This is a genomic window from Streptococcus alactolyticus, assembly GCF_012277075.1.
Taxonomy (GTDB): domain Bacteria; phylum Bacillota; class Bacilli; order Lactobacillales; family Streptococcaceae; genus Streptococcus; species Streptococcus alactolyticus.
Genome location: NZ_JAAXMT010000005.1, coordinates 136628 through 163038 on the forward strand (window position 1 = coordinate 136628; position 26411 = coordinate 163038).

Consider the following 26411-nt stretch of genomic DNA (forward strand, 5'->3'; position numbering starts at 1 on the left):
AAATGCTGATTTCATAACCAACATTACTAGTATAACAGATATGTTTAAAAATAGCAAAAAAACAGGAGTTATGATATGATAACAACATGATGAAAAAGATAAACCTTTACGCGTTTTTCCAGCGTTTGATTCAGTTATTAGGTATTTTAGCGATTATTGGAACAGTATTTTTAGTGATATGGTTCTACCGACTCGGCATTTTGAATGATAGCAATGTCTTAAAAGATTTTATCCATGCTCGTCCCTTGATTGGTCCCCTCATTTTTATCCTGGTGCAAATTTTCCAAGTGGTTTTCCCTGTGATTCCAGGTGGGGTGACGACGGTTGCGGGGTTCTTGATTTTTGACCCGCTAGCCGCCTTTATCTACAATTACATTGGGATTGTGATTGGAAGCGTGATTCTCTTTTTATTGGTTCGTGTTTTTGGGCAGCGCTTTATTCTCTTGTTTGTAAATGAAAAGACCTACGATAAATACACGGCTAGGTTGGAAACGCATGGCTATGAACTCTTTTTCATTTTATCAATGCTAGCGCCTATTTCGCCTGCTGATGTCATCGTGATGGTGACAGGTTTGTCACACATTTCTGTGAAACGATTTACTTGGATTATCTTACTCACCAAGCCTGTGTCAATTCTATCATATAGTTATTTGTGGATTTTCGGCGGTGATTTTATTAGACAATTTTTGAGTTAACAAAAGAATAGCCGTCCCTTCAAGGGACGGCTATTCTTTTGTTACTGAATATCAACTTTATTTTCCAATAAATAGTATGTTATGAAGTAGAAAATGAGAATGTCAATGATTTCTCCGATAGTGGCATAACCAAAATAGGATATATCAACAATGTTTTTCAATAAATGGGAATCGATTATACTTGACAAGACTGTGCCGATAATGGCAATGGCAAAGTAAGCAACAAAGCTCATGAGAATACGGCGATTCGTAAAGAGTTGTCCAATAGTGATAGCGAGATAGAACATGAGAATCTCTGAAATAGTAGCTGCTATTAGGTAAACAAGCAGGATTTCCCATTTGCTTATGGTCAGCAAAGATACGATGTGAGGCAGAGCGATAAGAAATTGCCCAACGCCTGACATAGGCAAAATCAAGAGTCCTACGCCAATGATGAGGACAAGGGTATTGCACAAGGTCCAGATAAAAGCGGCTAGTAAGCGTGATAGAATTATTTGATGAGTGGTGACTGGCAAGGTGAGGGTCAAATAACCTTCCTTACCAAAAATACTTTGGTAGAAACGGCGAACGATAATAATCACCGTAGCCACCCAAGACCCTGCTACCAAGATGCCAAAAATCATTGCTAAAATCAGCGGAATGAGCTGCATCACATGATTTGGTGAGCTGCTTGTCGTTTGGGCAAAAGATTCAAAGGATCTAAGGCTAAGCCCTAAGGCAAAAGAACTGATTAAAATGCCTGTATTTAGGGCGATGTACCAGCGTCCAATTGATTTTAAGTCGTATTTTAATAATGTAGTGAACATAAATCCCCCTTAATGACGGTAAGTGTCGCGAAAGAGTGCGTCAATTGATTTGCCATGCTCAGCTCGTAAATCATCAGTAGAACCTTGCAAAATCACTTTTCCTTTATCAAGAAAAACAACCTCGTCTAAGACGGGCTCTACCTCTGAAATGAGATGGGTTGAGATAATCACAGAAGCGTCTTCGCAGTAGTTATTGATAATGGTGCGTAAAATCGTTTCTCTGGTTGATGGATCCACACCACCAATTGGTTCATCAAGTAAGTAAAGTTTGGCTTTACGGCTCATTACCAAGATAAGTTGCACTTTTTCCTTATTTCCCTTAGATAGATTTTTAAGGTATTCCTTAGGATCCAGCTGCAAATCTGCCAAGAGTTTTTTCGCCTTTTGTCGTGAGAAGTCTTCGTAAAAATCGTCAAAGAAGGTGATGGCTTCTTCAATTCTGATGTTATCTCTCAAGTAAGAAGTATCAGGCAGGTAGGAAATGATTTTTTTAGTGTCTTTGGACGGACGGTAACCGTCAATGACAATCTCCCCAGAATTAGGGTGCAACAAACCGTTGATCAGTTTCATCAAGGTGGTCTTACCGCTTCCGTTTGGTCCTAGTAAACCGATGATTTTACCAGAAGAAAACCGGATTGTGATGTCATCAATAGCCGGCTGCTTTTTGTATTGTTTGCTAACATGCTGTAATTGAAGTAATGGTGTTGTCATCAGTGATTCTCCTTAACATAAGATTCTAGGACAGCAATGATGTCGCTTGTATCAAAGCCGATGTGATGCATATTTTGTACAAAAGACTGGAGTTCCTCGGTTGCTAATTCGTGGCGTTTTTGTTTGATGAGTTTTTCATCTTCTGTCACAAAACGCCCTGAGGTTCTTTTGGAAAAAACCATGCCCTCTTGCTCTAATTCTGAAAAGGCACGTTGCATCGTGTTAGGATTGACCCCAGCTTCTTCGGCTAATTCACGAACGGTGGGGAGTTGGTCGCCACTTTTAATTTCTTGACTGATGATTTTCATTTTAATGTGTTTCGCAATTTGAATATAAATAGGTGATTTTTCATCAAAATTCCAGGACATACGATGCCCCTTTCTATTTTATGTCAGTAATATTTTGTACTAAAAAAATGGTACAAAAATAAGCCTAAAAAGTCAAGAAAACATAACTTAAGTTAGGTATTTTATCCTGCTCGCTGAATAGTGTATAATAGACATATTAAGGAAACAAGGGAGTTTTTGGCATGTTTGCACAGATAGATACAAAGACAGTCTATACTTTTATGGACAGTTTGATTGATTTGAAAACCTATATTCAAAAAGCGAAAGATTTGGGCTATCAAACGATCGGCATCATGGATAGGGATAATTTGTACGCGGCTTTTCATTTTATTCAAGAAGCTAAAAAGGAAGGGTTGCAGCCTGTTTTGGGATTGGAGTGTGCTTTTTCGATAAAAGAGTGGCAGACAGTGACGGTGCAATTGATTGCCTTAAACACCTTGGGTTATCAGAACCTCATGAAACTGTCCAGCAAACAGCTTTCTTCAGGACTTGAGTTAGAGGATCTGCCTTCTTATTTGCCTGGGATTGCTGTGATTATTCCTTATGTGGAAGGGATAGAAGAGGTAGCGTTTCCTTTTGACTATTATATCGGTGTTCATTTGCAGTCTCCTCAAAAAGAGTACCCTAAGCCTTTAGTACCCTTGCAAACGGTTCGTTATTTTGAAGCCAGCGAAAGGCAGACGCTTCATGTTTTGCATGCTATTCGGGACAATCTTTCCTTAAAAGAAGCCGCTCCAGCTCCTGAAAGGCAAGCCTTTTATTCCTGCCAGCAAGTCACACAAACCTTTCAAGAACGTTTCCCCCAAGCCCTTGAGACCTTAGAAAAACTCGTTTCTACTATTGATTATACTTTTGATACCAATTTAAAATTACCACGGTTTAACCGTCACAAACCCGCTCAGGAAGAATTGGTCGAGCGTACGGTAGAAGGCTTGAAATCCAAGCAATTGTGGTTACCCGCATATCAAGAACGCTTGGAAAAGGAATTAGCTGTTATTCATCAGATGGGATTTGATGATTATTTCTTGATTGTTTGGGATTTGTTGCGTTTTGGTCGTAGTCGTGGTTATTATATGGGAATGGGGCGTGGTTCTGCGGCAGGGAGCTTGGTTGCTTTTGCCCTTGACATCACAGGAATAGATCCTGTTAAAAATAACCTACTATTCGAACGGTTTTTAAATGCGGAACGTTACAGTATGCCAGATATTGATATTGATTTGCCTGACGTTTACCGTAGCGAGTTTCTTCATTATGTGCGTGACCGTTACGGTAGTCAACATTCTGCCCAAATTGTGACTTTCTCGACCTTTGGAGCCAAGCAAGCCATTCGCGATGTCTTTAAACGCTTCGGTGTGCCTGAATACGAACTGAGCCGCCTCACCAAAAAAATCAGTTTTCGAGATACGTTGACCTCGGTTTATGAGAAAAATATTGGCTTTCGCCAGTTAATTCACGAAAAACCAGAGTATCAGAAGGCTTTTGCTATTGCTAAACGCATTGAAGGGAACCCACGTCAGACTTCTATCCATGCGGCTGGTGTAGTGATGAGTGACGATGATTTGACCAATCATATTCCACTAAAAGCTGGGGAAGACTTGATGGTTACTCAGTATGATGCCTCTGCTGTTGAAGCCAATGGGCTTTTGAAAATGGATTTCCTTGGCCTTCGCAATCTGACCTTTGTGCAACGTATGCAAGAAAAAGTGGCTAAGGATTATCATGTCGCTATTGATATTAAGGCCATTGATTTGGAGGACAAGGAAACTCTGGCTTTGTTTGCGGCAGGTCGAACAAAAGGCATTTTCCAATTTGAACAAGCTGGAGCTATCAATCTGCTTAAACGCATCCAGCCACGACAATTTGAAGACATCGTTGCCACAACCAGTTTGAACCGTCCTGGTGCCAGCGATTATACGGAGAATTTCATCAAACGTCGATTTGGAAAAGAAGCAGTAGATGTCATTGATCCTATATTAGCGCCTATTTTACAGCCAACATACGGTATTATGTTGTATCAAGAACAGGTGATGCAGATTGCCCAAGTGTATGCTGGTTTTACGCTTGGTAAAGCGGATTTGTTGCGACGTGCCATGTCAAAAAAAGATCTTACAGCCATGCAACAAATGGAAGCAGACTTCTTAGCAGGCGCTGAACGCCTAGGTCATCCGATTGAAACCGCTAAGAAATTGTTTAGCCGCATGGCCAAATTTGCAGGTTATGGCTTTAACCGCAGTCATGCCTTTGCCTATTCAGCCTTAGCATTTCAACTGGCTTACTTTAAAGCACATTATCCTGATGTTTTCTACGATGTCATGCTAAATAACGCCAGCGTAGATTATGTCAAAGATGCCTTAGAAGCCCATTTCACCTTGCAGCCGATTAACATCAACACCGTACCTTATCAAAATAAGATTTCTGGCCGTCAGATTTTCTTGGGATTAAAAGATTTAAAAGGGGTTCCGCGTGATTTGTGCTACTGGATTATTGAGAATCGTCCTTTTAAAACGATAGAAGATTTCCTGATTCGCCTACCTGAAAATTACCGCAAGAAGGACTTGTTGCTTCCTTTGGTGGAGGTTGGAGCCTTTGATGTCTTTGATAAAAATCGCCATAAAATTAGTGCTAACTTGGATTCGCTTTTCCTTTTTGTGACGGAGTTGGGGAGTTTATTTGCCGATAGTGCTTATAGTTGGACAGAAGTAGATGATTATTCAGATGCTGAAAAATACCGCCTGGAACAAGCAATATTAGGCGTAGGCATTAGCCCGCATCCACTTTTGAAAATTGCCAAGCAGTCCACCGTGCCATTTACCCCTTTAGAGGATTTGCGGGAAAATAGCGAAGCGACTATCTTGGTTGAATTAAAACAGATGCGCGTGATTAGGACTAAGACTAAGGGAGAACAAATGGCTTTTCTAACGGTCACAGACATGCATCGTTTATTTGATGTGACGGCTTTTCCTGAAAGATATGCCCAATTTAAAACAGATTTGCAAGAAGGCCGATTCTACTATCTTACAGGCAAGGTGCAAAAACGCAACGACCGTTTGCAAATGATTTTGAATCGCGTACAAGAAGCTAGTTCAGAACGCCTCTGGCTTTTGTTGCCAAATCACCTATATGACCAAGAAGTCTCAGACATTTTGTCGCAATACCCAGGCAATATTCCAGTGATGCTGCACTACCAAGATAGCAAGCAAACGCTAAAAAGCCAAAGACATCTTGTCCAAAAAAGCCCACAACTTCTAAAAGCCCTCTCTCTTTACGCAGTGAAAACGATTTATCAATAAAAATTGGGTAAAAAAACAATAAAGTGAGACTTTTTACAAGATTATGTGCTATAATAATAACCGTTAGATTAATAAAAGGAGTATACGCAAAATGAAACGTATTGCTGTTTTAACTAGTGGCGGCGACGCCCCTGGTATGAATGCTGCCGTTCGTGCAGTTGTTCGTAAAGCAATTAAAGAAGGCATGGAAGTCTTCGGAATCAACCGCGGCTATGCTGGTATGGTTGAGGGAGACATCTTCCCACTTGATGATCAAAGTGTATCAAACATTTTGACAAGCGGTGGTACTTTCCTTCAATCTGCTCGTTACCCTGAATTTGCCACTCTTGAAGGTCAATTGGCAGGAATTGAGCAACTTAAGAAAAAAGGTATCGAAGGTGTTGTTGTTATCGGTGGTGACGGATCTTACCACGGAGCTATGCGTTTGACAGAACATGGATTCCCAGCTATTGGTATTCCAGGTACAATCGATAACGATATTGCTGGTACAGACTACACTATCGGTTTTGATACAGCTGTCAATACAGCAACAGATGCCCTTGATAAAATTCGTGACACTTCTTACAGTCACCGTCGTACTTTCGTTGTTGAAGTAATGGGACGTAACGCTGGGGATATCGCTCTTTGGTCTGGTATCGCTGCAGGTGCTGATCAAATCATCATTCCTGAAGAACCATACGACATTAACGATGTTGTTGCAAAAGTAAAAGATGGTTACGAAAACAAAGGTAAAGAACGTCACTTGATCGTTCTTGCTGAAGGTGTGATGCATGCTGATAAATTCGCACAATTAATGAAGGAAGCTGGTGACACTAGCGACCTTCGTTCAACTAACCTTGGACACATCCTTCGTGGTGGTGCACCATCTCCACGTGACCGTGTTCTTGCTTCTTGGATGGGTGCTCATGCCGTTGACCTTCTTCTTGAAGGACGTGGTGGTCTTGCTGTTGGTATCCACAATGAAGAACTTGTTGAAAGCCCAATTCTTGGTACAAAAGAAGAAGGTGCCTTGTTCTCATTGGCAGAAGATGGCAGCATCATTGTTAATATGCCACACAAAGCACGTCTTGATTTCGCAGAATTGAATCGAGATATCGCTCATATTTAAGACTATTTACTTAATGTAAAGTTATTATTGTTACTAACGTCGTATATCGACGAAATATAAAGGGAGTTTTAGATTATTATGAATAAACGCGTGAAAATCGTTGCTACACTTGGTCCTGCGGTAGAACTCCGCGGTGGTAAAAAATTTGGTGAAGATGGTTATTGGGGTGAAAGCCTTGATGTTGAAGCATCAGCACAAAAAATTGCAGAATTGATCAAAGAAGGTGCAAACGTATTCCGTTTCAACTTCTCACATGGTGACCACGCAGAACAAGGTGAACGCATGAAAACTGTTCGCCGTGCCGAAGAAATTGCAGGTCAAAAAGTTGGTTTCCTTCTTGATACTAAAGGTCCAGAAATCCGTACTGAACTTTTTGAAGGCGATGCTAAAGAATATTCATATAAAACTGGTGAAAAAATCCGCGTTGCAACTAAACAAGGTATCAAATCAACTCGTGAAGTCATTGCTTTGAACGTAGCTGGTGCTCTTGATATCTTTGATGACGTTGAAGTTGGTAAACAAGTCCTTGTTGACGATGGTAAACTTGGTCTTCGTGTTATCGCTAAAGACGAAGCAACTCGCGAATTTGAAGTTGAAGTTGAAAACGACGGTATCATCGCTAAACAAAAAGGTGTAAACATTCCTTACACTAAAATCCCATTCCCAGCTCTTGCTGAACGTGACAACGCTGATATTCGATTTGGTCTTGAACAAGGTCTTAACTTTATCGCTATCTCATTCGTACGTACTGCAAAAGATGTTAACGAAGTTCGCGCTATCTGTGAAGAAACTGGTAACGGACATGTGAAATTGTTGGCTAAAATCGAAAACCAACAAGGTATCGACAACATCGATGAAATCATCGAAGCTGCTGATGGTATTATGATCGCTCGTGGTGACATGGGTATCGAAGTTCCATTTGAAATGGTTCCAGTATATCAAAAAATGATCATCACTAAAGTTAACGCTGCAGGTAAAATCGTTGTTACAGCAACAAATATGCTTGAATCAATGACTGAAAAACCTCGTGCAACTCGTTCAGAAGTATCTGACGTATTTAATGCTGTTATCGATGGTACTGATGCTACAATGCTTTCAGGTGAATCAGCAAACGGTAAATACCCTGTTGAATCTGTTCGTGCAATGGCAACTATCGATAAAAACGCTCAAACACTTCTTAATGAATACGGACGTCTTGATTCATCAGCATTTGATCGTACATCTAAGACAGAAGTTGTTGCATCTGCTGTTAAAGACGCAACTCGTTCAATGGACATCAAATTAGTTGTTGCTCTTACTGAATCAGGTAACACAGCTCGTTTGATTTCAAAATACCGTCCAGATGCAGATATCTTGGCTGTTACATTTGATGAAATCACTCAAAAATCACTTATGCTTAACTGGGGTGTATTCCCAATCGTAACTGAAAAACCAGCTTCAACAGACGACATGTTTGAAGTGGCTGAAAAAGTTGCTCTTGAATCAGGATTGGTTCAATCAGGTGACAATATCGTTATCGTCGCTGGTGTTCCAGTTGGTTCAGGTGGTACAAACACCATGCGTATCCGCACTGTAAAATAATTAATTAATAAAAAAGCCTATCATATCAAGCTTTCTAGCCTGTGTGATAGGGCTTTTTTTATGTCAAAATGGTAGCGAGGGGCACAGAAGGGGCAAACTAAAGTGGTAATTTATTAATCATGTCGACAACTTTGTCTTTCATCTTGTTTGTAACATGCGTATAAATTTTCATTGTGGTGTCACTGTCCTCGTGTCCAACACGATCCATGATAGCTTTTAAAGGAACACCTTTTTCAGCCAAATAACTAACAAGCGTGTGTCTAAAGATATGTGAGCTGATAGGTTTATTAATTGGATGTTCTAGTCGCTGATTAGCGGCCTTGATGGATTCATTAAATGAATTACGTTGGATAGGCACTCCACGATTAGTTACAAATATGTAGCTACGATCCATAGTTATCCAATTAGGATTTAAACTTTTGTTTAAATCTCGAATCTTAATAGCTTCATCTAATATTTCTGATTCTCGTTTTGATAACTTATTGCTACGATAGCCAGCAGGTGTTTTGGGTGGTTCTTTTTTGGCTTTCTTGTATCCTTGGACGCTGTCTAAAGTGCCAAAAATATCTACAAAATTATCGTCTTTACGGTAATTAATATCTTCTAAAGCAACGACTTCACCAATACGTGCACCATCTAAAAATAGAAATTCGGCAATCAGTGAATTCAAGTAAGTTCGTTTCGTGCGTCGTAATTCATTAATTAATGGAATTAACTCTGTTTCAATTTCCAGATATTTGTTCTTGATTTTTTCGTAATCTTCAAGGGTTAGAACTTTTTTAGGAAGTTTTGCTTGTCTAGCAGGGTTCATCTTGAGATGCCCAATAGTTACAGCGTAATCAAAAGATAGGTTTAATATTGATTTAACGCGCTCTAATTTTGGGCGTGAAATATCAAGTTTGTTTATATAGTCTTGAACATAAAGAGTATCAATCTTCGTAATTTTTGTTTTTAAACCAAAAGTTTCACGTACTAGTCTAACATTACTTGTGAGAGCACTAATAGAAGTACGCCTGATTTCTTTTTTGTGAAATTCCCACCATGAATCTAAAACATCAGTGAAGTAAGCATCAGAAGTTTTTAAGTTCCTTAAAGCTGTTTTGATTTTTTCTTCAAGAATTTTTTGAGCTTCCTTTTTCGCTCGGTTAGAAGCACTTTCAAGTGTTACAGATACTTTGCGCCATTTTTCGGTATATGGGTCTTTGTAGCGCTCGAAATACTTATATTTGCCGTTGGTTAATTCTTCAATCCACATTTGTTTTTACCTCACTTTTTTGATAAAATGGGTATAGTAAAGAGGCCTACAGTATGCAGGTTTTTACTATACTACCAATTTCCTTACACTCTAAGTTTGGCGACGGAGAGTGTAGGGATTTTTTATTTTACTTTTCATATAACTTTTGTTATACTATTGCTAACAATATAACAAGAGTTGCTTACCTCTAGCCGTATTAGATGTCTGTTTCTTGTTTAGACCGTTTGTTTTCCGTTAGGACTTAGGTTCATGAGCGGAACTCACCGGTCTTTTTTTAGTTTAAATCTCCGTTTTCAAGAAGGTCGTATGCTAGTAGAAGTCTTCTTTGTTGTGAGGTTGACAAACTATTATTATAGTTATTTCTAAATTCGGTTAGTACGTTATTTTGAATAAAATTTAATAGTTTCAATCTATCTAAGTGTTTAATATTATATACAATGATTTCTAATTTTTTATTCATCTTTCCAGGAGAATTTAAAATTTCTTCCAAAGTTGAATATTCTTTTTTATTTGTTTTAGGAATTGAGTCTATTAATTTTTGTAGCGACCCCATCTCTGATATACGTCTTTTTATTTTTCTTTTGCTACGTGTAGAAAGAAAATCATATTCTTGGTAGTTTATATTTTTTACATATTTTACAAAAGGAATTCTTGCTGTAGTATGCTCTCCAGCAATTACTGGCAGGGAAACTTCTGGTAGAAATGAAGCATTATCTAAAAAATAATCTTCTACATAATCAGGTATGCTAGGATTGACAAACATATTTTTTTTATCACCTAAAGCAACTACAAGTCGTCTTTTCTTAATTTCTTCAGACAAACTATCAAGATTTTGAGGTGAAACTAGATGGCTATCAAGTTTACCTTTTGCACCTGCAGTAATAATAATATTTTTGACCAAAGACTCATACTTACTCACTTCATATGCTGTCAATCCTTGATTGATTTTTGAAATTTCTTTATAAATTTTAGAATAATTATCAGTTTTTATAGTTGAATAAGATATATTTAGTAAATTGTTATTTACTATTTGTTCTATAAGTTCATCTTCCCCACTAGAATATTCTACAACAGTTATACGACTACTATTTTTTCTTACATCCCCGTCTGGCAATTGAGAAGCAAAGTCAGATAATAACTTTTGAACATTTCTATCAGAAAGCGAATATCCAAGAAAAATTATCGGGGAATTTATTAAGTTTGAAAGAATCTTAGCGCTTATTAAAATTGAATTTTTATCGTATTTGTCGTAATCTTCCTCCGTAATGACGATACTACTAGGGTCTTTTACGTCTCCATGTATTTTAAATAATTCAGACCAATTATATGTATCATCGAAAAAACCTTTTTGACCTATGTATATAGTTGGCTTTTCATTTATAGAATTTAATAAATCTTCGGTAAGAGTATCATAATTAGTTGTGATAATTACTTTAGCTTTTGATAAAAATACTTTGTATAAGTCAATTTCATTTTTCATATCTTCTTTGATGGTATAGTTCTTAAACCTTTCAGAAAGAGAAAAATTAAAGGGCGAAATTTTTTCGTGATAAGCAGTACTCTGATCAAGACCATGTAGTGAAAAACTTCCGTCAAAAAATAAATCATCGTACTTTTGTTTAATATATGACGCAGTTTTTATATTAACGATAAAATCTTTTTCATCATCAGAAATAGTATCTTTGATTTCTTTTTTTATACTTCTCATATAACTAAATATGGATGATTTTTCACCTAGCTTTTGCCAATACTCTTCTAATAAGGTTGACCAAGTGGGAAAATTTTCTAAATAACGTTTGGATATTCCTGAGCCTATAAAAACAATAGGATAACTGTTACTTTCAATAATGTCTTTAAGCAAAATACTCACACCTCACAATCTAAATTATTTGAACAGAATCGTTTTTTGATTTTACTTTATTAATACTTAGTAACTGGCTTTTTGAATAAAAAACTTTATGTTTTCTTAATTTTCAATATGTGTCAAGTGTTTTATACTATTTTTTTATTTTCCAAGTAAATTCTCCTCAACTTGTTCAAGTAGTTCTTGAACAAGTTCCCTACTACCAATTATTCCTTACACTCTAAGTTTGGCGATGGAGAGTGTGAGGGATTTTTTGTTTAATCGTATTCGTTAGACCACGTCGTGTCAGCGAAAGTAACTTGATAAGGACCGTCGTTTTTAGCGCTAAAAACAATATCAGCTGTAATTGATTGTCCAGCTGTCAAACTGTTTGGAAAATCTGTTTCATAGCTTGAACTATCAAAATTAGCAATATTTTTCGAACCGTCTACCATACTGAAATATTGTGGATTCATTGACCATGAACTGTTTCCTTTGTTTTCGATTGTAAAGTTAACGACTACAGGAATATTTCCTGTATCATCATTCAAAGCTCTAGAAGTGTCTTGAGTAATGCTGTTGACTTTAACCATCAAACCATTTGAAAAATCGATTCCGGTTCCTGTTTTGTAAAATTGCACTTCTTTTGAAGATGAAGCAGTAGTTGTTTCTTCCTCTTCTTCAGAGGAGTTACTTGAGTAGCTCGTCTTATTCGATGAACTCTCGCGATAAATGTCATCATCTTTTTCGTCATAATACATGCCATATTTGTCTAATGCGTCATTAATCGCATCCACCCTATCAGCCAGCGAATAGGTAGCGAATGCAAATATAATTGTTAACAATCCTAAAACGACCGTTGACCAAAAAAGTGGCATTTTGATAAACTTTTTCATTTTTTACAATTCCCTTTTTATTCCAGCTTTTACCGTGGTTCAGGTTTGCACATATTTGATTATTTGGTCATTAGTATAGTAACAATAATTGCTGCTATACCGATGATAGAACTAATAAATAATCCAACGAACCAATAAATGAACTCGCGTCTATTTTTGGCTTGCTCTTCGATTCTTTTGTTTTCTTGAGAAAGTAAAAGATTTTCAATTCTTTTTTCAAAATTGTCGAATTTTAAATCAATTCTTTCAAAACCGTGCTGAGTATCTGAATTGATTTTATCTAATTTTAAATCAATTTCTGTTTTAGAGTATGTATCTTGAGACATAGTGAAATCCCCCATGTTTAATTCTGATTCCATTATACCATTATAGTATTTTTGGGTAGTTGTCGATGAAGTTTTTTCACTCTGCAAAGGTGTGATATTTGATTTAGTGGGCTTAAAATTATCTTGCGTCTTAGCCTGTATCTCAGCTGGCATATTTTACCCCCATTTACCAAAGTAGTGATAGCTATATGCTGTATCTAACTCATTACCGTTCCCATCCATTAATACAAATAAAAAATAAAAATCGCTCGGGTTTTGAATTGTAAAATTGAAATCAAAATTCCCTGTTACTTTACCATAACCATCTTTTAATAGAGTAAAATCCTCTTTTTTTATAAATACTCTTGTAGCGTGGACAGGGTAGTTTGAACCATCTGGGAAAAAAGCAAAAACCGATAAAGTGTAGTTAGTTTCTGGCTTAAGATTGAAAAAATCCAGGAAAGCAACTAGAGTTGTTGAACCAGGATACATATCTAGGTTATTGATAGTTCCTAATTGTTGTCCGCTATCAGGTTTAACAATTCGAATTGCGGTCATTTTTTCCCTAAAAGGGTTGGGTTTCATTTCTATACTTGTCATATTGATTTCTTCCTTTTAAATAAATTTATTAGCATATATAGTAATTATTTTTCAGAGTATTTACCAACGACTTTCCCGATAACACGGAAGTCGCTGTCAGCGTCAATTGCAATATCCGGATATTTAGATGTGTTAAAACTATGCAAAAATGCATGATCATCTTTTATAGTAATTTCTTTTATATAAGCATCGCCATATAATTCAAATACACCAACATCACCGCTGGATAAGTCAACAGAAAGTTTTACAAATACATAGTCACCAGAATGATACTCTGGTTCCATTGAATCACCGTAGACAGGGACAACAAAATCTGCGTCATACTCAACAGGCAACGTGATAGTTTCTTTTTGTACATCACTTAAAAATTGGCCAGTTCCAGCAGATACTGCATTGTCCTCTTTTTCAAGTTTTCTACGAATGTTTCAGGGTTTCGTTCAATCTCTTCAATGAAAAACTCACAGAAAGCTGGAGCGTAGCTATATCGATTACCGATTTTATAGTGGTAGCAATAGCGTCCATCTTTCTTAATATCGTAAAATGCATTAAATAGTTGTAGGTCGTTTGTTGTAAACGGCCTTTTTTGCTTTTCACCACTTACTATTTTTGTTAACAAAATCCCTTTTTATAACTTTACCCTTTATTTACTTTTAAAGGTTCTACCACAGTTATTACAGTGCCAGTTGTTTTTTCCGTTCTTACCGACAAGTCCAAGTAGGACGAGTGGCCAAGAAATTAAAAATCCAATACAACCAACACAACCATTGAAATTTTTTCTGTCCTGATTCATAAACTGAATATTAGTGCTTCTGCAATATGGACAGCGTTTAGCAAACAATCCCATCTTTTTTTCTCCATTCTCCAGCTTTTATTGTGGTTCAGTGATTGCACATAGCTTTTTTAAACAATATCCATTAAATTATAGTATTCATCAATTACCATGCATTCATCAGCTACAGTATTCAATTGGTGCCTTTGCATGAAATTGACGTAGTTGAATTCATAATCTGATTCTCTCAACTCTTCTTCTAACAAGAGACGGATCATGTGGCGGTTAGCTTGCAATTCAAATTGTTCATGATGTCTTTGATATTGGCTAGAGTCATGTTCAAGATGTCCAAGCTCATGGTAAACAACTTTCTTCATAGCTTCTTCCGAAAGTGATTTATTGACGAAGATAATTTTAATGTCATCAATATAGATTCCAGGTCGTGGCCATAGCTTGTTATCAAAATAAGCTAGTGTAACTCCATACGATTCAACAAGTTCTTCAATAGTCATAGACTATCTTCCTTTGCTAAGTAATTTTTATTTTCTACCTTTCAAGTAGATTTCAATAATGTTTGTAATTGCATCAACATCTTCGTCAGTAAGTGGTTTACCGTCAAATGTTTTGGCGTTTCTTGCCATTTTACGTAAATCTTCAGTAGTGTATTCTGATGCAGTATCATCAGAAGCAATTCTTGGATTATCAGTGCGTCCCAATAGATAATCTGTAGACACATTGAAATAGTCGGCGATTGTTGCAACTCTTTCTGCGTTAGGCTTCTTGGTTTTCATGTTGTAGATTGTATTTCTACTAAAACCAAGTTGTTCTTCTAATCTATTGATTGAAATCCCTTTTTTATCAGCGAGTTCTTTAATTTTTTCGAATGTTGGAAACATTGATATAACAACCTTTCTAAGCATTACAAAAAAATATTGTAATTTTTTGATTAAAAACCGTTGACTTTATTTAATCAATAGGTTACAATATAAAATGTAAAGCGAATGAATAAGCGAAACAAAAAACGAAGATAAAACTAAAAAAATAAGTTTGGCGACTTTGATTATCAGTATTTATCAAGTATTTTGTTAGTGATTTTCTTATACTTTGATTTTAATCTATTGATTTAAAAAAGTCAATAAAAAGCATAAAAAATTCGCAAAAAAATTCGCTTTACCATTTTAAAGAAAGGAAATATACAAAATGAGTCAGCAACATAAAAAATGGATTGCTTTAGTCGAACAACGATTGAAAGAAAAAAACTGGTCGAAAGCAGATTTAACACAAGCGGTTGGTTTACGAAGTCAAGGTACCATTACCGATTTGCTCAAAACTGGTAAAGGTAGTGTTGATTTAAAACTACGTGTTTCTAAAATTCTTAGCATTCGTGAGCCATGGGAAGAATTTGAAGAAAATTAAAAGGAGCAAACATGAAACCAAAACGTTATCCGTATAGACAAAAATTAAAAGAACCTGCTAATAAGCAAGTTCTGAGTTCCAAGAACGGAAAGCTATCTGTACTTCTGAATCAGGCTGTTATTCAGTTTCAAAAGTAAAAACTTGTTTACCGTTTTCTGTAATTAGAATTGGTTTACGATTTGACCATAACTCTCTTGTTTCAGAGTTTGAAAGCACTACTAAACCATTTTTACAAAAATTTATTGCTTGAACCATACTGTTTTCATCCTCGCCTGCAACGATTGTGTAATCAATTTCAGACCTAAATTCTACTGTTGCTTGACCTGTGATGATTGTACGGTGTTTCAGAAATGTGACTAAGTGTTCAGACATACTATTCTCCTTTCCTTAATATTTGACTCACAGGAAATCGCTTAAATTGGTAGTTAAAGTTTTTACCTGATTGTCATATCTATATTATAGCAGAAAGTAGGATTAACCACAAAATGTAGTGAGTAAAATCAAAAACAGATACAACATATTGTGGTTTGGTGAAAATATGTGGAAAAAATTAAATCATATTTTGATTGAAAAAGGAATGACAAAAAAAGAACTTGCGGAAAAAGCAGGAATTAGTCAAAACACAATCCAAAATATTCGAAATAGTAAAATCTCATTTCGAAATATGGTCAAAATCGCTGACGCTTTAGATGTTAGCTTAGATGAATTTAGAAAGGATAATACATGAAAGAAATAGCATTATCAAAAACAGATAGGTGACAATATACACATTTCCAGCTAGGTTGCTACAGTTCTAGCAGACAACCTCCTTAAAAATTATAGATAATTGACGTGTTGAAATGAAGCTCCATTAGGTCTGCTAGGACTATACCAGCCTAGCTGGAAAACCAAAAAAGAAAGGATATGGCATGAAAACAGAACAACTTATTTTAGAAGCAATGCAGTCTATCCTAGACGAATTAAAAACCTCTGACAGCAGAAGAGAAAGCCACAGGGCTTTAACGCTTATCAAACTGTCAGAAGCTTATGAAGCATACTCAATGGTTATAGCCCTTGAAGACGCTTGATTTCTTTCAATTCGGCTTCGTAATCTACGAGCAACTGTCTTGAAGATTGTGGACAATTTTGTTTAGACAATTTTGCTGTGATAACTGCGATAGCCAAATCGTGGGCGATTTGCTCTTTAGAAATCATATAATCACCTCCTTTTCGAGATGATTATAACAAAAAAGCCACTGAAAAATCAGTGACTTACACAAAAAAACTTAACTAGATTATATCACATTTAAAAGGAGTGTGCTATGCCGAAAGCAAATATAACGTATAAAGCTGTTGGTAACGACGAAAAAGCAGAGTGGGGCGATTATGACCACTTGATGCAACGTTGGGAAGGTTTGAGCAAGAGCGTTGCCAAACAGTGGGCAGCCGAAATGCGTGAACATCCAGAATTTAGGAAATATATTGATAATCCTACACATCGAATAGTTTTTATCAATTACAAAGGATTTGAACTATTTGTTAAATGGAAATCGCGCAATAGATATTTATCAAAAAAAGAAACATTAGCAGAAATGCTGGAAAATATCAAACTAGAAGAAAGAGTCGGAATATAACATGACATATTTAATTATCGCAGTCACAGTTTTAACGTTAACTGAAATAATCGTTTTACCGTTTGCAGGCAAACGATTATCAATTTTTGATTTGGAGGATATAGAAGATGAAATTATTTAATTGGATTTTTGCAAAACCTAAAAAACAAGAAGTTATCCAAAAACCAACATGGAAATGGACGATTGAAGAAAACGGACACGAAGCGTCTGAAAGACGTTGGGAGCAACGTGACAGACTTATGAAACAAATGACAGCGCACGAATTAGGCAAGTATTGAGGTGTAACCATGACAAACAGAGGATTTAGTATGCAAGGATTGCTTGACGAAAACAGCGCCCTCAGGGACGAAAACAGACGGTTAAACAACGAGCTAACAAACAGTTACAAAGTCAACGCAAAAGCAAATCTACTGGATATCATTATCTCAGATGGCTACATACTGCAATCAACGCTTGATAAATGTATCGGCAAACTGGACGAGATAGACCAGCTAGAGATAAAAAAGGACGCTATGAGCGAAAGAGAGGAAAGGAATCAATAATGTACACATACGAATATCGCTGTTTGGATTGTGGCGAGCGCTGGGAAATTATTGACAGTTACCCACCGATTGAATGTCCAGAATGCGAAAGCGAAGATATTTATCAAATATGGAAAGCGAGGGCATACGAATGAGAGTATATGTAAATAAACGAAAAAAATTGATTTTAGCACCAGAAGTTTTTGAAAAATACGGTGGTGTCAGTAACGAAACTATGCAAATTAAAGATGGTGAATTCACAAAGGAAATCGAAAAAGAAGTCAACGAAGCTATGCAAGAGATTATTAATCGCTGGCAACCAATTTTTGATGATATTCCGACTGAAGAACTTTTTGTCGAAAGACAAAGACAAATCAAAAGTTTTAATGATTTTGAAACAGTGCTAACAGAACTAGTCGAGGAGAAATATGGGAAATGATTTTTGTAAAGCAGTATTTTGACGGTGTTAGCTATAACGCTACAGATTGGTTAAACCATGAAATTGAATTGAATAAGCATTGTTGGAAGCATGAAATCGTTGGTTACCAGCTTGGTATAGAAGATGTTGCTACTATTCTTGTCGAATGGGTTGGTCTGACTGGTAACGAGTTTGAGGAGTGGGAACGTGAAGATTTTAGCTATTGATCCATCTTCAAACAAAATCAAAACCAGTACAACTGGAATTGTTTTGTTGGACAATGCAAGGCTTGAATGTTCTTGGATAGCAACATACGGCATGCGAGGTTTTAAAGAGTGGTATACGACTATTGGATTTGATTTAAAGCCAGATGTCGTTGTTGTTGAAAAATTCGAAGCTCGCGATAATGACAAGTCAAAAGATAATTCAGTATTGGAGACGATTGCTTTTATCAAAATGTGCTTTCCGAATTTAATTTTGCAACGCAATGCTGGTTATAAATCTGACATTCCAGATAATCTCTTAAAAATTTTGGGTCTATGGAAATTTGAAAAAAGCCATCATCAAGATTGCCGAGCAGCCGCCAGACTTGGGCTATTTTACGCAATGCGAAACGACATTGAAGAAGTTATTCAAGACATTGGGAAGGTGGTGATTGAACATCGAAATCACGCTTAGAAAATGGCAAGAAGAAGCTTTAAAAAAGAGTGTTAAAAATCCTGTTCACGGTATCTTTTTAGAAGCTTTAGGCGGTAGAGGCAAAACCATCTGTGCTTTATCAATCTGTAAAGCTAAAAGTGTTGACAAAGTCATCATTGTTAATAATCGAGTAGCTATTTTAGACGGTTGGAAAGAAACAGTTCAAAAATTTGAATTCGATAAAGACTTTGAAGTTATCTACCTAACTGATAGAGCTTTACAAAATCGTGTCAAAACGCAAAAAATAGCTTGTGACGTACTTATTATTGATGAGTGGCAAAATGTATCAAGTGATAAAAACGTGCGAGCATATGCCAAGATAAAGCGCAATTACACGATAGGATTATCAGCCACACCGATTAGGAAAAAAGGACAAAATTTCTATCCGCTAGAAAAAACGCTGTGGGGGTTTGCTAATCCTAACAGAAAATTTGATTGGCAGAAAACACACGGAAAAATGGTATATGATCCATTCTCTTACTCAAAAGAGAAATGGGATGACTTTAGAGACTATGAAAGCTATGTATCTAAATTACCAAATTTCATGCGTTGGGAAGAAATTGAAGAGATTGAAAATGCCAAAAAGAACAATGGCTATGACATCAAATTTTTTCAAAAGACAGTTCCTGTTGCTAATCCTGAAAAATTAAAGCAATTTAAAAAAATGAACTTAGTAACAATCGACGGCAAGACCGCAATGGCCAAACAATCATTTGGTCGTAAGACGTTTGAACGCTACTTAAGTCAAACAGGTGTAATTGTTGACTTTCCGAAAATAAAAGCCGTCAACGCTGATACACCACTTTTAAAAGAATTGGACGGTTTAATTGAGCGGGCACCACATGGCATGTTGATTGTTAGTAAATCGAAACAGGTTGTTAACGTCATTCATGAACGCAATCCAAATACAGGAATTTGGACAGGAGATGTTAAAGAAGGCATTGATAACCAAACAGTCGTTGCTACAAGTCAAGTTTTGGGTGTTGGCGTTGATGGTCTTCAGTATCGATTTCAAACAATTGTCGTTCTTGATCCAGTTGACAAAGATAGCGGTGAATATGATGATTATCGCCAGCTCCTATGGCGAGTAACAGGAAGTCGTCAGCAGCATGATGTCAATGTTATTGAATTTTATTATAAAGGAGAATAGATGTTTAAACTACCAGAAAACAAACCACAAGTGCCGAGAGACACACCACGAAACTATTTCATCTACGGTGAAACAATGAGCGGAAAATCTTACTTGGCCAACGAATTTCCGAATCCAATCGTCTTAAACACGGACGGAAATGCTAGTGCTAACAGTGTACCAGCGATTCAATTAATCAATGCGCGAGACAGGAGCGGACGTATTACAAAATCAGTTATCGACCAGCTTAGTGAAATCTTACTGGCTTTGCAAACGCAAGAACACACCTACGAAACAGTAGTAGTCGATGTTATTGACGATGTTATCGACATGATCAAAATGGCTGTTTGCAGTCAGTTCGGTGTTAAGTCATTATCTGAAATTAGCTATGGTAAAGGCTATGATTATTTCAATCAAGCTTTGACAGAGCTTGTTATTGATTTAAAAGCTTTACCAATGAATGTCATTTATATTAGTCGTCAAATTTCAGAATATGACGATAAAGGCAATGCAACCAAAGACAAACCAAGTTTGAAAGATAAGTATGTCAATCTCATCAATGGTAATTCAGATTTGATGATTCACACCGAAAAAATTGGCAACAATTACAATCGTGAAGTCGACCGAAAACGTAAAACCTACTATGCAGACCAAGTTGATGACAAAGCGATTTTAAAGATTTTACAAACTATTCGAGGAGCTGTTGAACCAGCTCACCAAAAAACACAAACGGCATCAGTTGCTAAAGCTGAAGCGAAACCGAAAACAACTAACGACGAAGATTTATTTTAATTAAAAGGAGAATATACACATGAGTTTATTAGATATTGCAAAAGGACTTAAAAAGAATGGATTTGATCCACGTAAAGATAGTGTTAATGGACAACCTGCAATTCCAGCTGGTACTTATCCGGTTGTGTTAAAAAAAGCGAAATTCAACATTTCAGATAGTGGCTGGGAAAGTCTCGGTTATCAATTTGAAGTCCGCGGTGGTGATTACGATGGACGTTCAGATTTTGTCACTTTCGGAACACTTGATACTTGGGAAACAAAAGATGGAAAAACAATCGATTTAGGCTGGTCTGTCGAAAAAACTATTAAATTCTTCCAAAAAGTTATTGTTTTGGCTGGTGATGAGCTTAAAAATAGTGATTTTGAAGATGGTAAAGCCATGGAAGAAGCTCTTCAACGTAAAGCGGTTGGTTCTTATTTCAATCTTATTATTGACGAAGGTGTTTCTAAAAAAGGGAAAGAATACCGCAATTACGATATCGAAGAGGAAGCAAATCAACCTATTATGTCAGCTACTGAAATTGACGATGATGACCTTCCATTCTAAAAATCTGCATTAGACAGGAGATGTTAGCATGTCTTGCATGAAAGATTATGCTTTGAAGTACAATAAGCTAGGCTTTTCAGTAATTCCAATCAATCCAAAAAATAAAATGCCGTTGATTGACTTCGCGAACAAAACGATGTCAGCTGATGAAATTGAAAGTTTTTGGAACGGCTATCCGAATGCTAACATCGCTGTTCGAACGACTAATTTTTTCGTCATCGACATTGATAAGCATGGACCAACCAACGGATTTGAAAGCTTGAAAAAATGGGATGGTTTAAAGCTTATCGAGCCAACTTTACAAGCTAAGACTGCCAGTGGCGGAAAGCATCTTTTCTATTTTAAAAGAGAAGATATTCAAATCAGTCAAATGATTGGTTTCCTTCCAGGTGTTGACATCAAAGCGCATCCAAACAATTACGTCTTAGTGGCGCCATCGGCAACCGATAAAGGTCAATACGAGTGGGATTTAGAGAAATCTAAAGAAGGTTTGACGATGGTAACTCCGTCAAAACAACTAATAGAAGCTATTAAAAAACAATATGCTTTAACAAACGGGCATAGCTACGATGGTAAAGACGGCTTGCGAGCTTTAAGAGCAAGAACGTATCAGAAAACTAAAAGTAAGACAACTGAATTGTTCGAAACCATCGCGGTTGGTTTTGGTGGTGAAGGTGGACGTAATGACAAGCTCACTAGCTTTGTTGGCGGCTTGCTGTACAGGGCGGTTGATGATGAATTAGTTTTTCAATTAGCTCAAATAGCAAATAACAACAGTATCAGCCCACTTCCTCAACAGGAAGTGGAACGGACTGTTGAAAGTATGATTAAAAAAGATAGAAGGTGATTGTAATTGGTGATGTGATTAGCATTGACAGAAATGCAGGTATGATTACCACGAAAGATGGCAATATTAGAGCTAACAGTCCAAATAATGTCTTAATGGCTTTTAAGTCAGATGACCAATTAAGTATTTATTTAAAACACAACGAATTCTCGCAAGAACATGAATTAATCAAAGACATCAAAATCGGTAACACTCATTTCAAAAAAGGTGAGCTACCTTCTAATTTTGATTCAGTTGTTAAAGTGTATTTCGAAAGCGTGTTGAAAGTAGCTTTTTCAAATCAAGCGATGGTCGATGGTATGGAAACATTCTTCTCAGAAAGAACTTACAATCCCGTAGTTGAATATATGGAAAAAGCAGCTAAAGAATGGGATGGCAGACAGCGAATCGATCGTATGTTTCAAGTCTATTTAGGCGCTGACGACATAGGACTAGTTTCAAAAATTGCTGAAATGTGGTTAGTAGGTGCAGTTGCGAAGGTGTATGATCCATATGTTAAATTTGACTATGTCTTAGATTTGGTTGGCGGTCAAGGTGTTGGTAAAACATCGCTTCTTCAAAAATTAGGCGGCAATTGGTACACAGATGCTGTCACAGATTTCTCAAACAAAGATAATTACGATATCATGCTAAAGAGTTTGATTGTTAATGATGATGAAATGGTGGCAAGTAATCGAATGTCATTTGCTGAAACCAAGGCTTTTATCTCAAAAACAAGTTTACGTTTCAGAAAACCATACATGAAACGAACAGAGGAATTTGCTAAAAACTTCGTTTTGGCACGCACGACTAACCAAAAAGAATATCTAAAGGATAAGACAGGTGAACGTCGTTTCTTACCGATTATGGTAAATGCCGAGAACCAAAAGAAACATCCGATGGAAATCGAACCAGAAACAATTAAACAAATCTGGGGTGAAGCCGTCACAATTTTTAAAAATGGTGCAAGTTTGATGTTCGATGAAGAAACAGAGCAAGAATTAAACGTTTATCGCGAACGATTCATGTACAGAGACGAAGTCGAACAGCAAGTCTTGGAATACTTAGATATGCCAATTCCGTCAAATTGGGAAAGCATGTCTGCTCAAAAGCAACATCAATACACGCAAGCCTATTTTGACAACAGCCATGGTTTTGATGCTGGTGAGGCTCAATTGACAAAAGTTTCAACACGAGAAATGATGTATAACTTGTTTATGAGAAGTTCGAACGATAGAAAGCTGTCAACGAAAATCAATATGGTCATGGATAATCATCCTGAATGGGAGAAGAAACAATTCAAAATAGCCGGTAAAAACACTAAAGGATTTAAACGAAAAATCAAAAAATAGTTCGGTTACTTCTCTGATTTTATCGGTTACCATCGGTTACCTTTTGACAAAAAGTATCCGTAGGTATCCGTAAGTAACCGATAATTTTAGAGTTCGGTTACCCACTTAAACCCTTGATATTATTGACTTTCTTATATAAAAGGTAACCGATAACTTATATTTTTATAAAAAGTATTATATAAAATAGTAAATATATAAAGAATGTTGATATAAAGGGATTCTTACGAATATAGGTGTAGGAAATAAATAAAAAAGTGTTTTTTATCGGTTACTCGGTTACCTTTGATATTTTGAGGTAAAAATATGAAAAAAGGCGGCAACAAAATGCGTGCAAAATATTCCGTGACGCATTATGAAACATATAGCAAAACGGTTCTCGATATTTTGGATGAATTTATTGACTGGTTATATAGCAAAGGCATCAGCGAACCAGAAGATGTTGCTGAATTACTTGGCATAAGTGCATATAAAGCTAGAAAATTGCAACGGTTAGAAGATTTGCCAAACGAAAAAGTTAAAAAAATGATGTTGAAGGTGATGAAAAATGGCTAATTACAAAAGGCAAGTTATTATCTATGATTTGATAATAGATGGGAATGTAGTTTTTACAGGAACAGCTGATGAGATTGCTGAAAAGTTAGGGATTTCACCAGTTACGGTATATACTAGACACCGCAAAGGAATTCATATTCTGCAGGAAAAACGAAGAGAAATACGAACACTCACACGCAAAACACGAGAGGAAAAAGAACGCCGCAAGGTTTGGGTATATCAATTATTTAAGGATGGAGAATGGTTATTCACTGGTACTCGTGAGAAGTGCGCTCAATTTTTAGGGGTAAAATTGGGATATCTTTCACAGTATGAACAGCGAAACGGCATTGAAAGAGTAAAGCTGCACATGGAAGAAGTTAGCTATGACGAAGAACCGCCTGAAGATAAAATTGAAGTTGCAGATGTTGTTTCTGATAAAGAAGACAAGCAACGTATACGGAAATATACCACGATGAAGGCGGCAGCATTATGCGGATTATGATTACTATTATTGTTGCGGTGATTATTAAAATGATGATTGGATAAACAATGGAAACACAATACTTATTTAGAGGGCGCTTTGATAATTTCATCATCGAACGCATTGATGATTTTCCGGCTTATTACTTGCAATGTTCACGACGCTGTCAAAATTGCGGCGAAGATAGCGGATGTAACGAAATTTATTTTATTTTAGGAGAAAGTAATATTCGAATGTGTATGAAAAATTATTTTCGTAAAATTAACTTTAATTATAGAGGCGAAAACGATGATGAAATTGAAGAGATTGTCAAAAAATGGAAACTCATATCAAAAATGGAGGTTAACCAATGAAATTTAACTGGGTGTTTACCCTCTCGGTCTGCATGAGCGTAGGTGTGCTGATAGCTAGCATGTACGCTGGATTTGAGAGCGTTAAAGTAGGCTACACGCAACAGATTGCAGACTTGCAAGAGGAGTTGAAAGATGCGAATGCGAAGATAAAGGTATTAGAAGATAATCAGGTAATTGTTTATCAGACAGATAATAACGACAGCAACCCATAACGGTATCTAGCAAGGTTCGAGCCCTTGCATGGGTGTAGCCTAGAATTAAATAATAGAATGGAGGAACTCCTTTGCAATTTCTAAAAGTACAAGTTGGTTTGTTACTAGGCGCAAACTGGCGAGGCTGAAATTTAAAATAGAAAGTGAGGAGACTTTTCTAAATTTAAGTTACTTCTACAATCTAACGCAGCTCTAACAGTCGGCTGTTATTATGCAAGGCGAGAGCCTGCCCAAAAAGAAAAAGCCCTACTCACGTAAGGACCTCCAATGTTATATTCACTTTTAATATTATAACATATTTGGAGGTTGTGAGTGGTGGCTAAAAGTAAAACAGAAGCAGAATATTTATTGGAAGAACTAAGACTGATTCCTAAAATAATCAAACAATTAAAATTAGATGTTGAAGCTACTAGAAGCTCGCTGCTCACGTCTCCGAAATGGTCTGATATGAAAGTGAGCGGTGGTATTCGACAGTCACAGACGGACAAAAACGTCTCGATTATCGATGCGTCAGATTATGGACTGGCAGAGATTGACCGCTTGACAAAACGACGTGAGGAAATTATCGGCGTTATCATGCAAATACCTGATAGTGCTCAACGCTATGTCCTGTTGACTACTTATCTAAACTGTCAAACGTTTGACGAAGCTATTGATAAGCTGGAATTAAATAGGAACAAATATTACACTATCAAAGCAAAAGCTGTAAAAAGTCTGAACATTATACTAAATCAATACGGAATCGTACGGGAATAGTACAAAGTAATACTCACAAATACAATGAGATGGTGTATTATAGTAGTATGAAATAATGACGAGGGGAGCTAAAAGGTAGCTCCTTTTGTTATGCAAAAAAAAGGAAAAGGAATATGAAACCACAGAAGCTTACTATCGTTGGTGGAAAGCGAAAGCAAGTAGACTTTGATAGTCGAAGCGAAGAGTACAAGAACTATAATAAGACAAGATGGAACTATGATAAGAAGCTGACAAGATTCTATAATAGTTCTGCTTGGAGAAGTACAAGTAAGTTAGTGTTGCTTCGTGATGATTATGTCTGTCAAATGTGTGGAGGAGAAGCAACGATGGTTGACCATATAATTCCAATAAAAAAAGATTGGAAAAGAAGATTAGACTTGACGAACCTTCAAGCAAGCTGTAAAGCATGCAACGATGCTAAAGCTAATCGTGAAAATTATGGCAAAAAATAGCATAGAAAAGGCGAATTATCCCACCTATAACGGGTGTGAGGTGGTATAAATGTTCGGTAATCCCCCTTGTTTTTTTATCGGGGCTATGTATCGTTCGGATATAA

At 36.6% G+C, this 26411-nt stretch carries 39 protein-coding genes and 1 pseudogene; 25 read left to right on the forward strand and 15 right to left on the reverse strand.

Features of this window, described 5'->3' with window-relative positions:
* The first annotated feature begins 89 nt into the window (after positions 1-89).
* The gene (locus tag HFK82_RS02520; protein WP_394992503.1) at positions 90-695 is read left to right on the forward strand and encodes a TVP38/TMEM64 family protein; all 606 of its coding nucleotides are present in this window, start codon (positions 90-92) and stop codon (positions 693-695) included.
* Positions 696-736: 41 nt separating this feature from the next.
* On the opposite strand, the gene HFK82_RS02525 is transcribed toward HFK82_RS02520, so the two are convergent.
* From HFK82_RS02525 to HFK82_RS02535, 3 genes are read right to left on the reverse strand one after another with little or no spacing between them, the layout of a single operon-like run.
* Complete coding sequence (locus HFK82_RS02525) at positions 737-1501, reverse strand: ABC transporter permease (protein WP_168260681.1); 765 nt, start codon at positions 1499-1501, stop codon at positions 737-739.
* 9 nt (positions 1502-1510) lie between these two features.
* A complete protein-coding gene (locus HFK82_RS02530; RefSeq protein ID WP_168260682.1) occupies positions 1511-2212 on the reverse strand; it encodes an ABC transporter ATP-binding protein in 702 nt (233 codons plus the stop codon).
* On the reverse strand, positions 2212-2580 hold the full coding sequence (locus HFK82_RS02535; RefSeq protein ID WP_168260683.1) for a GntR family transcriptional regulator: 369 nt from the start codon (positions 2578-2580) through the stop codon (positions 2212-2214). The genes HFK82_RS02530 and HFK82_RS02535 overlap by 1 nt, the downstream gene beginning before the upstream one ends.
* Before the next feature lie 161 nt (positions 2581-2741).
* On the opposite strand from HFK82_RS02535, the gene HFK82_RS02540 reads away from it, so the two are divergent.
* The 3 genes from HFK82_RS02540 (at position 2742) to pyk (ending at position 8538) form a co-directional block, all read left to right on the forward strand.
* The gene (locus HFK82_RS02540) at positions 2742-5849 is read left to right on the forward strand and encodes a DNA polymerase III subunit alpha (RefSeq protein WP_168260684.1); all 3108 of its coding nucleotides are present in this window, start codon (positions 2742-2744) and stop codon (positions 5847-5849) included.
* A gap of 91 nt (positions 5850-5940) precedes the next feature.
* Positions 5941-6957: a 6-phosphofructokinase gene (pfkA, locus tag HFK82_RS02545; protein ID WP_168260685.1), complete on the forward strand. Its 1017-nt coding sequence runs from the start codon at positions 5941-5943 to the stop codon at positions 6955-6957.
* A gap of 78 nt (positions 6958-7035) precedes the next feature.
* The gene (pyk, locus tag HFK82_RS02550) at positions 7036-8538 is read left to right on the forward strand and encodes a pyruvate kinase (protein ID WP_168260686.1); all 1503 of its coding nucleotides are present in this window, start codon (positions 7036-7038) and stop codon (positions 8536-8538) included.
* Between the two features lie 97 nt (positions 8539-8635).
* Here pyk and HFK82_RS02555 read toward each other — a convergent pair whose 3' ends face one another.
* The 10 genes and pseudogenes from HFK82_RS02555 to HFK82_RS02595 form a co-directional block, all read right to left on the reverse strand.
* Positions 8636-9793 (reverse strand): tyrosine-type recombinase/integrase, encoded by a 1158-nt coding sequence (locus HFK82_RS02555; RefSeq protein ID WP_168260687.1) that lies wholly within the window; start codon positions 9791-9793, stop codon positions 8636-8638.
* Between the two features lie 274 nt (positions 9794-10067).
* Positions 10068-11663 carry an SIR2 family protein gene (locus tag HFK82_RS02560; protein WP_336497863.1) on the reverse strand — a complete coding sequence of 532 codons (1596 nt, stop codon included), beginning with the start codon at positions 11661-11663 and terminating at the stop codon, positions 10068-10070.
* Positions 11664-11914: 251 nt separating this feature from the next.
* The gene (locus HFK82_RS02565; RefSeq protein ID WP_168260689.1) at positions 11915-12532 is read right to left on the reverse strand and encodes a DUF4352 domain-containing protein; all 618 of its coding nucleotides are present in this window, start codon (positions 12530-12532) and stop codon (positions 11915-11917) included.
* 59 nt (positions 12533-12591) lie between these two features.
* Entirely contained in the window at positions 12592-13011 is a 420-nt protein-coding gene (locus tag HFK82_RS02570) for a hypothetical protein (RefSeq protein WP_240928807.1), read from the reverse strand.
* A gap of 3 nt (positions 13012-13014) precedes the next feature.
* Positions 13015-13437, reverse strand: a complete 423-nt coding sequence (locus tag HFK82_RS02575; RefSeq protein ID WP_168260690.1) for a hypothetical protein — start codon at positions 13435-13437, stop codon at positions 13015-13017.
* Between the two features lie 44 nt (positions 13438-13481).
* Positions 13482-13835: pseudogene (locus HFK82_RS02580) on the reverse strand (S24 family peptidase); the annotation flags it as partial.
* The gene (locus tag HFK82_RS02585) at positions 13799-14053 is read right to left on the reverse strand and encodes a hypothetical protein (RefSeq protein WP_240928808.1); all 255 of its coding nucleotides are present in this window, start codon (positions 14051-14053) and stop codon (positions 13799-13801) included. The gene HFK82_RS02585 and the pseudogene HFK82_RS02580, both read right to left, overlap by 37 nt.
* A 24-nt stretch (positions 14054-14077) precedes the next feature.
* Entirely contained in the window at positions 14078-14281 is a 204-nt protein-coding gene (locus HFK82_RS09195) for a hypothetical protein (protein ID WP_044023275.1), read from the reverse strand.
* A gap of 56 nt (positions 14282-14337) precedes the next feature.
* A complete protein-coding gene (locus HFK82_RS02590) occupies positions 14338-14718 on the reverse strand; it encodes an ImmA/IrrE family metallo-endopeptidase (RefSeq protein ID WP_168260691.1) in 381 nt (126 codons plus the stop codon).
* Positions 14719-14745: 27 nt separating this feature from the next.
* Positions 14746-15102, reverse strand: coding sequence for a helix-turn-helix domain-containing protein (locus tag HFK82_RS02595; RefSeq protein ID WP_168260692.1), 357 nt, complete (start codon positions 15100-15102; stop codon positions 14746-14748).
* 304 nt (positions 15103-15406) lie between these two features.
* Between HFK82_RS02595 and HFK82_RS02600 the strand changes: the two genes are divergently transcribed.
* Positions 15407-15622 (forward strand): transcriptional regulator, encoded by a 216-nt coding sequence (locus HFK82_RS02600; RefSeq protein WP_156672583.1) that lies wholly within the window; start codon positions 15407-15409, stop codon positions 15620-15622.
* 117 nt (positions 15623-15739) lie between these two features.
* Here the strand turns inward: HFK82_RS02600 and HFK82_RS02605 are convergent, their stop codons facing one another.
* Entirely contained in the window at positions 15740-15994 is a 255-nt protein-coding gene (locus HFK82_RS02605; RefSeq protein WP_029188633.1) for a hypothetical protein, read from the reverse strand.
* 166 nt (positions 15995-16160) lie between these two features.
* On the opposite strand from HFK82_RS02605, the gene HFK82_RS02610 reads away from it, so the two are divergent.
* Positions 16161-16349: a helix-turn-helix domain-containing protein gene (locus tag HFK82_RS02610; RefSeq protein WP_168261012.1), complete on the forward strand. Its 189-nt coding sequence runs from the start codon at positions 16161-16163 to the stop codon at positions 16347-16349.
* A gap of 181 nt (positions 16350-16530) precedes the next feature.
* Positions 16531-16689, forward strand: coding sequence for a hypothetical protein (locus tag HFK82_RS02615; protein WP_168260693.1), 159 nt, complete (start codon positions 16531-16533; stop codon positions 16687-16689).
* On the opposite strand, the gene HFK82_RS02620 is transcribed toward HFK82_RS02615, so the two are convergent.
* Positions 16667-16816 carry a hypothetical protein gene (locus HFK82_RS02620; RefSeq protein WP_168260694.1) on the reverse strand — a complete coding sequence of 50 codons (150 nt, stop codon included), beginning with the start codon at positions 16814-16816 and terminating at the stop codon, positions 16667-16669. The genes HFK82_RS02615 and HFK82_RS02620 overlap by 23 nt on opposite strands.
* A 107-nt stretch (positions 16817-16923) precedes the next feature.
* On the opposite strand from HFK82_RS02620, the gene HFK82_RS02625 reads away from it, so the two are divergent.
* The 18 genes from HFK82_RS02625 to HFK82_RS02705 all read left to right on the forward strand — a co-directional run bounded on the left by HFK82_RS02625 (position 16924) and on the right by HFK82_RS02705 (position 26307).
* A complete protein-coding gene (locus HFK82_RS02625; RefSeq protein ID WP_168260695.1) occupies positions 16924-17235 on the forward strand; it encodes an excisionase in 312 nt (103 codons plus the stop codon).
* A gap of 107 nt (positions 17236-17342) precedes the next feature.
* Complete coding sequence (locus HFK82_RS02630) at positions 17343-17513, forward strand: hypothetical protein (RefSeq protein ID WP_168260696.1); 171 nt, start codon at positions 17343-17345, stop codon at positions 17511-17513.
* 9 nt (positions 17514-17522) lie between these two features.
* Complete coding sequence (locus tag HFK82_RS02635; RefSeq protein WP_240928809.1) at positions 17523-17777, forward strand: hypothetical protein; 255 nt, start codon at positions 17523-17525, stop codon at positions 17775-17777.
* Positions 17777-17911, forward strand: a complete 135-nt coding sequence (locus HFK82_RS09255; RefSeq protein ID WP_419579900.1) for an FmdB family zinc ribbon protein — start codon at positions 17777-17779, stop codon at positions 17909-17911. The genes HFK82_RS02635 and HFK82_RS09255 overlap by 1 nt, the downstream gene beginning before the upstream one ends.
* Before the next feature lie 26 nt (positions 17912-17937).
* Entirely contained in the window at positions 17938-18195 is a 258-nt protein-coding gene (locus HFK82_RS02640; protein WP_206151237.1) for a hypothetical protein, read from the forward strand.
* Positions 18192-18401: a hypothetical protein gene (locus HFK82_RS02645; protein WP_168260698.1), complete on the forward strand. Its 210-nt coding sequence runs from the start codon at positions 18192-18194 to the stop codon at positions 18399-18401. The genes HFK82_RS02640 and HFK82_RS02645 overlap by 4 nt, the downstream gene beginning before the upstream one ends.
* Entirely contained in the window at positions 18382-18852 is a 471-nt protein-coding gene (locus HFK82_RS02650; protein WP_168260699.1) for a hypothetical protein, read from the forward strand. The genes HFK82_RS02645 and HFK82_RS02650 overlap by 20 nt, the downstream gene beginning before the upstream one ends.
* Positions 18830-20023 carry a DEAD/DEAH box helicase family protein gene (locus tag HFK82_RS02655; RefSeq protein WP_168260700.1) on the forward strand — a complete coding sequence of 398 codons (1194 nt, stop codon included), beginning with the start codon at positions 18830-18832 and terminating at the stop codon, positions 20021-20023. Before HFK82_RS02650 ends, HFK82_RS02655 begins: the two co-directional genes overlap by 23 nt.
* Positions 20024-20794: an AAA family ATPase gene (locus HFK82_RS02660; RefSeq protein WP_168260701.1), complete on the forward strand. Its 771-nt coding sequence runs from the start codon at positions 20024-20026 to the stop codon at positions 20792-20794.
* A gap of 19 nt (positions 20795-20813) precedes the next feature.
* The gene (locus HFK82_RS02665; RefSeq protein ID WP_168260702.1) at positions 20814-21341 is read left to right on the forward strand and encodes a hypothetical protein; all 528 of its coding nucleotides are present in this window, start codon (positions 20814-20816) and stop codon (positions 21339-21341) included.
* 28 nt (positions 21342-21369) lie between these two features.
* Positions 21370-22188: a bifunctional DNA primase/polymerase gene (locus HFK82_RS02670; RefSeq protein ID WP_168260703.1), complete on the forward strand. Its 819-nt coding sequence runs from the start codon at positions 21370-21372 to the stop codon at positions 22186-22188.
* Between the two features lie 41 nt (positions 22189-22229).
* Entirely contained in the window at positions 22230-23519 is a 1290-nt protein-coding gene (locus tag HFK82_RS02675; RefSeq protein WP_168261014.1) for a VapE domain-containing protein, read from the forward strand.
* Between the two features lie 303 nt (positions 23520-23822).
* The gene (locus HFK82_RS02680) at positions 23823-24071 is read left to right on the forward strand and encodes a hypothetical protein (RefSeq protein ID WP_168260704.1); all 249 of its coding nucleotides are present in this window, start codon (positions 23823-23825) and stop codon (positions 24069-24071) included.
* Entirely contained in the window at positions 24064-24555 is a 492-nt protein-coding gene (locus HFK82_RS02685; protein ID WP_168260705.1) for a DUF658 family protein, read from the forward strand. Before HFK82_RS02680 ends, HFK82_RS02685 begins: the two co-directional genes overlap by 8 nt.
* A gap of 47 nt (positions 24556-24602) precedes the next feature.
* A complete protein-coding gene (locus HFK82_RS02690; RefSeq protein ID WP_168260706.1) occupies positions 24603-24887 on the forward strand; it encodes a hypothetical protein in 285 nt (94 codons plus the stop codon).
* A 59-nt stretch (positions 24888-24946) separates the two neighbouring features.
* Positions 24947-25099, forward strand: a complete 153-nt coding sequence (locus HFK82_RS02695) for a hypothetical protein (protein ID WP_168260707.1) — start codon at positions 24947-24949, stop codon at positions 25097-25099.
* Positions 25100-25414: 315 nt separating this feature from the next.
* On the forward strand, positions 25415-25855 hold the full coding sequence (locus tag HFK82_RS02700) for a DUF1492 domain-containing protein (RefSeq protein ID WP_168261015.1): 441 nt from the start codon (positions 25415-25417) through the stop codon (positions 25853-25855).
* Positions 25856-25968: 113 nt separating this feature from the next.
* A complete protein-coding gene (locus HFK82_RS02705; protein ID WP_168260708.1) occupies positions 25969-26307 on the forward strand; it encodes an HNH endonuclease in 339 nt (112 codons plus the stop codon).
* The last annotated feature ends 104 nt before the right edge of the window (positions 26308-26411 follow it).

What these genes read in the sequence shown, in the direction of transcription:
- HFK82_RS02520 (WP_394992503.1), top strand. Translation starts at nt 90, where the DNA reads ATGAAAAAGATAAACCTTTACGCGTTTTTCCAGCGTTTGATTCAGTTA.
- HFK82_RS02525 (WP_168260681.1), bottom strand. Translation starts at nt 1,501, where the DNA reads ATGTTCACTACATTATTAAAATACGACTTAAAATCAATTGGACGCTGG.
- HFK82_RS02530 (WP_168260682.1), bottom strand. Translation starts at nt 2,212, where the DNA reads ATGACAACACCATTACTTCAATTACAGCATGTTAGCAAACAATACAAA.
- HFK82_RS02535 (WP_168260683.1), bottom strand. Translation starts at nt 2,580, where the DNA reads ATGTCCTGGAATTTTGATGAAAAATCACCTATTTATATTCAAATTGCG.
- HFK82_RS02540 (WP_168260684.1), top strand. Translation starts at nt 2,742, where the DNA reads ATGTTTGCACAGATAGATACAAAGACAGTCTATACTTTTATGGACAGT.
- pfkA (WP_168260685.1), top strand. Translation starts at nt 5,941, where the DNA reads ATGAAACGTATTGCTGTTTTAACTAGTGGCGGCGACGCCCCTGGTATG.
- pyk (WP_168260686.1), top strand. Translation starts at nt 7,036, where the DNA reads ATGAATAAACGCGTGAAAATCGTTGCTACACTTGGTCCTGCGGTAGAA.
- HFK82_RS02555 (WP_168260687.1), bottom strand. Translation starts at nt 9,793, where the DNA reads ATGTGGATTGAAGAATTAACCAACGGCAAATATAAGTATTTCGAGCGC.
- HFK82_RS02565 (WP_168260689.1), bottom strand. Translation starts at nt 12,532, where the DNA reads ATGAAAAAGTTTATCAAAATGCCACTTTTTTGGTCAACGGTCGTTTTA.
- HFK82_RS02570 (WP_240928807.1), bottom strand. Translation starts at nt 13,011, where the DNA reads ATGCCAGCTGAGATACAGGCTAAGACGCAAGATAATTTTAAGCCCACT.
- HFK82_RS02575 (WP_168260690.1), bottom strand. Translation starts at nt 13,437, where the DNA reads ATGACAAGTATAGAAATGAAACCCAACCCTTTTAGGGAAAAAATGACC.
- HFK82_RS09195 (WP_044023275.1), bottom strand. Translation starts at nt 14,281, where the DNA reads ATGGGATTGTTTGCTAAACGCTGTCCATATTGCAGAAGCACTAATATT.
- HFK82_RS02590 (WP_168260691.1), bottom strand. Translation starts at nt 14,718, where the DNA reads ATGACTATTGAAGAACTTGTTGAATCGTATGGAGTTACACTAGCTTAT.
- HFK82_RS02595 (WP_168260692.1), bottom strand. Translation starts at nt 15,102, where the DNA reads ATGTTTCCAACATTCGAAAAAATTAAAGAACTCGCTGATAAAAAAGGG.
- HFK82_RS02600 (WP_156672583.1), top strand. Translation starts at nt 15,407, where the DNA reads ATGAGTCAGCAACATAAAAAATGGATTGCTTTAGTCGAACAACGATTG.
- HFK82_RS02605 (WP_029188633.1), bottom strand. Translation starts at nt 15,994, where the DNA reads ATGTCTGAACACTTAGTCACATTTCTGAAACACCGTACAATCATCACA.
- HFK82_RS02610 (WP_168261012.1), top strand. Translation starts at nt 16,161, where the DNA reads ATGTGGAAAAAATTAAATCATATTTTGATTGAAAAAGGAATGACAAAA.
- HFK82_RS02615 (WP_168260693.1), top strand. Translation starts at nt 16,531, where the DNA reads ATGAAAACAGAACAACTTATTTTAGAAGCAATGCAGTCTATCCTAGAC.
- HFK82_RS02620 (WP_168260694.1), bottom strand. Translation starts at nt 16,816, where the DNA reads ATGATTTCTAAAGAGCAAATCGCCCACGATTTGGCTATCGCAGTTATC.
- HFK82_RS02625 (WP_168260695.1), top strand. Translation starts at nt 16,924, where the DNA reads ATGCCGAAAGCAAATATAACGTATAAAGCTGTTGGTAACGACGAAAAA.
- HFK82_RS02630 (WP_168260696.1), top strand. Translation starts at nt 17,343, where the DNA reads ATGAAATTATTTAATTGGATTTTTGCAAAACCTAAAAAACAAGAAGTT.
- HFK82_RS02635 (WP_240928809.1), top strand. Translation starts at nt 17,523, where the DNA reads ATGACAAACAGAGGATTTAGTATGCAAGGATTGCTTGACGAAAACAGC.
- HFK82_RS09255 (WP_419579900.1), top strand. Translation starts at nt 17,777, where the DNA reads ATGTACACATACGAATATCGCTGTTTGGATTGTGGCGAGCGCTGGGAA.
- HFK82_RS02645 (WP_168260698.1), top strand. Translation starts at nt 18,192, where the DNA reads ATGATTTTTGTAAAGCAGTATTTTGACGGTGTTAGCTATAACGCTACA.
- HFK82_RS02660 (WP_168260701.1), top strand. Translation starts at nt 20,024, where the DNA reads ATGTTTAAACTACCAGAAAACAAACCACAAGTGCCGAGAGACACACCA.
- HFK82_RS02665 (WP_168260702.1), top strand. Translation starts at nt 20,814, where the DNA reads ATGAGTTTATTAGATATTGCAAAAGGACTTAAAAAGAATGGATTTGAT.
- HFK82_RS02670 (WP_168260703.1), top strand. Translation starts at nt 21,370, where the DNA reads ATGTCTTGCATGAAAGATTATGCTTTGAAGTACAATAAGCTAGGCTTT.
- HFK82_RS02675 (WP_168261014.1), top strand. Translation starts at nt 22,230, where the DNA reads ATGATTACCACGAAAGATGGCAATATTAGAGCTAACAGTCCAAATAAT.
- HFK82_RS02680 (WP_168260704.1), top strand. Translation starts at nt 23,823, where the DNA reads ATGAAAAAAGGCGGCAACAAAATGCGTGCAAAATATTCCGTGACGCAT.
- HFK82_RS02685 (WP_168260705.1), top strand. Translation starts at nt 24,064, where the DNA reads ATGGCTAATTACAAAAGGCAAGTTATTATCTATGATTTGATAATAGAT.
- HFK82_RS02690 (WP_168260706.1), top strand. Translation starts at nt 24,603, where the DNA reads ATGGAAACACAATACTTATTTAGAGGGCGCTTTGATAATTTCATCATC.
- HFK82_RS02695 (WP_168260707.1), top strand. Translation starts at nt 24,947, where the DNA reads ATGTACGCTGGATTTGAGAGCGTTAAAGTAGGCTACACGCAACAGATT.
- HFK82_RS02705 (WP_168260708.1), top strand. Translation starts at nt 25,969, where the DNA reads ATGAAACCACAGAAGCTTACTATCGTTGGTGGAAAGCGAAAGCAAGTA.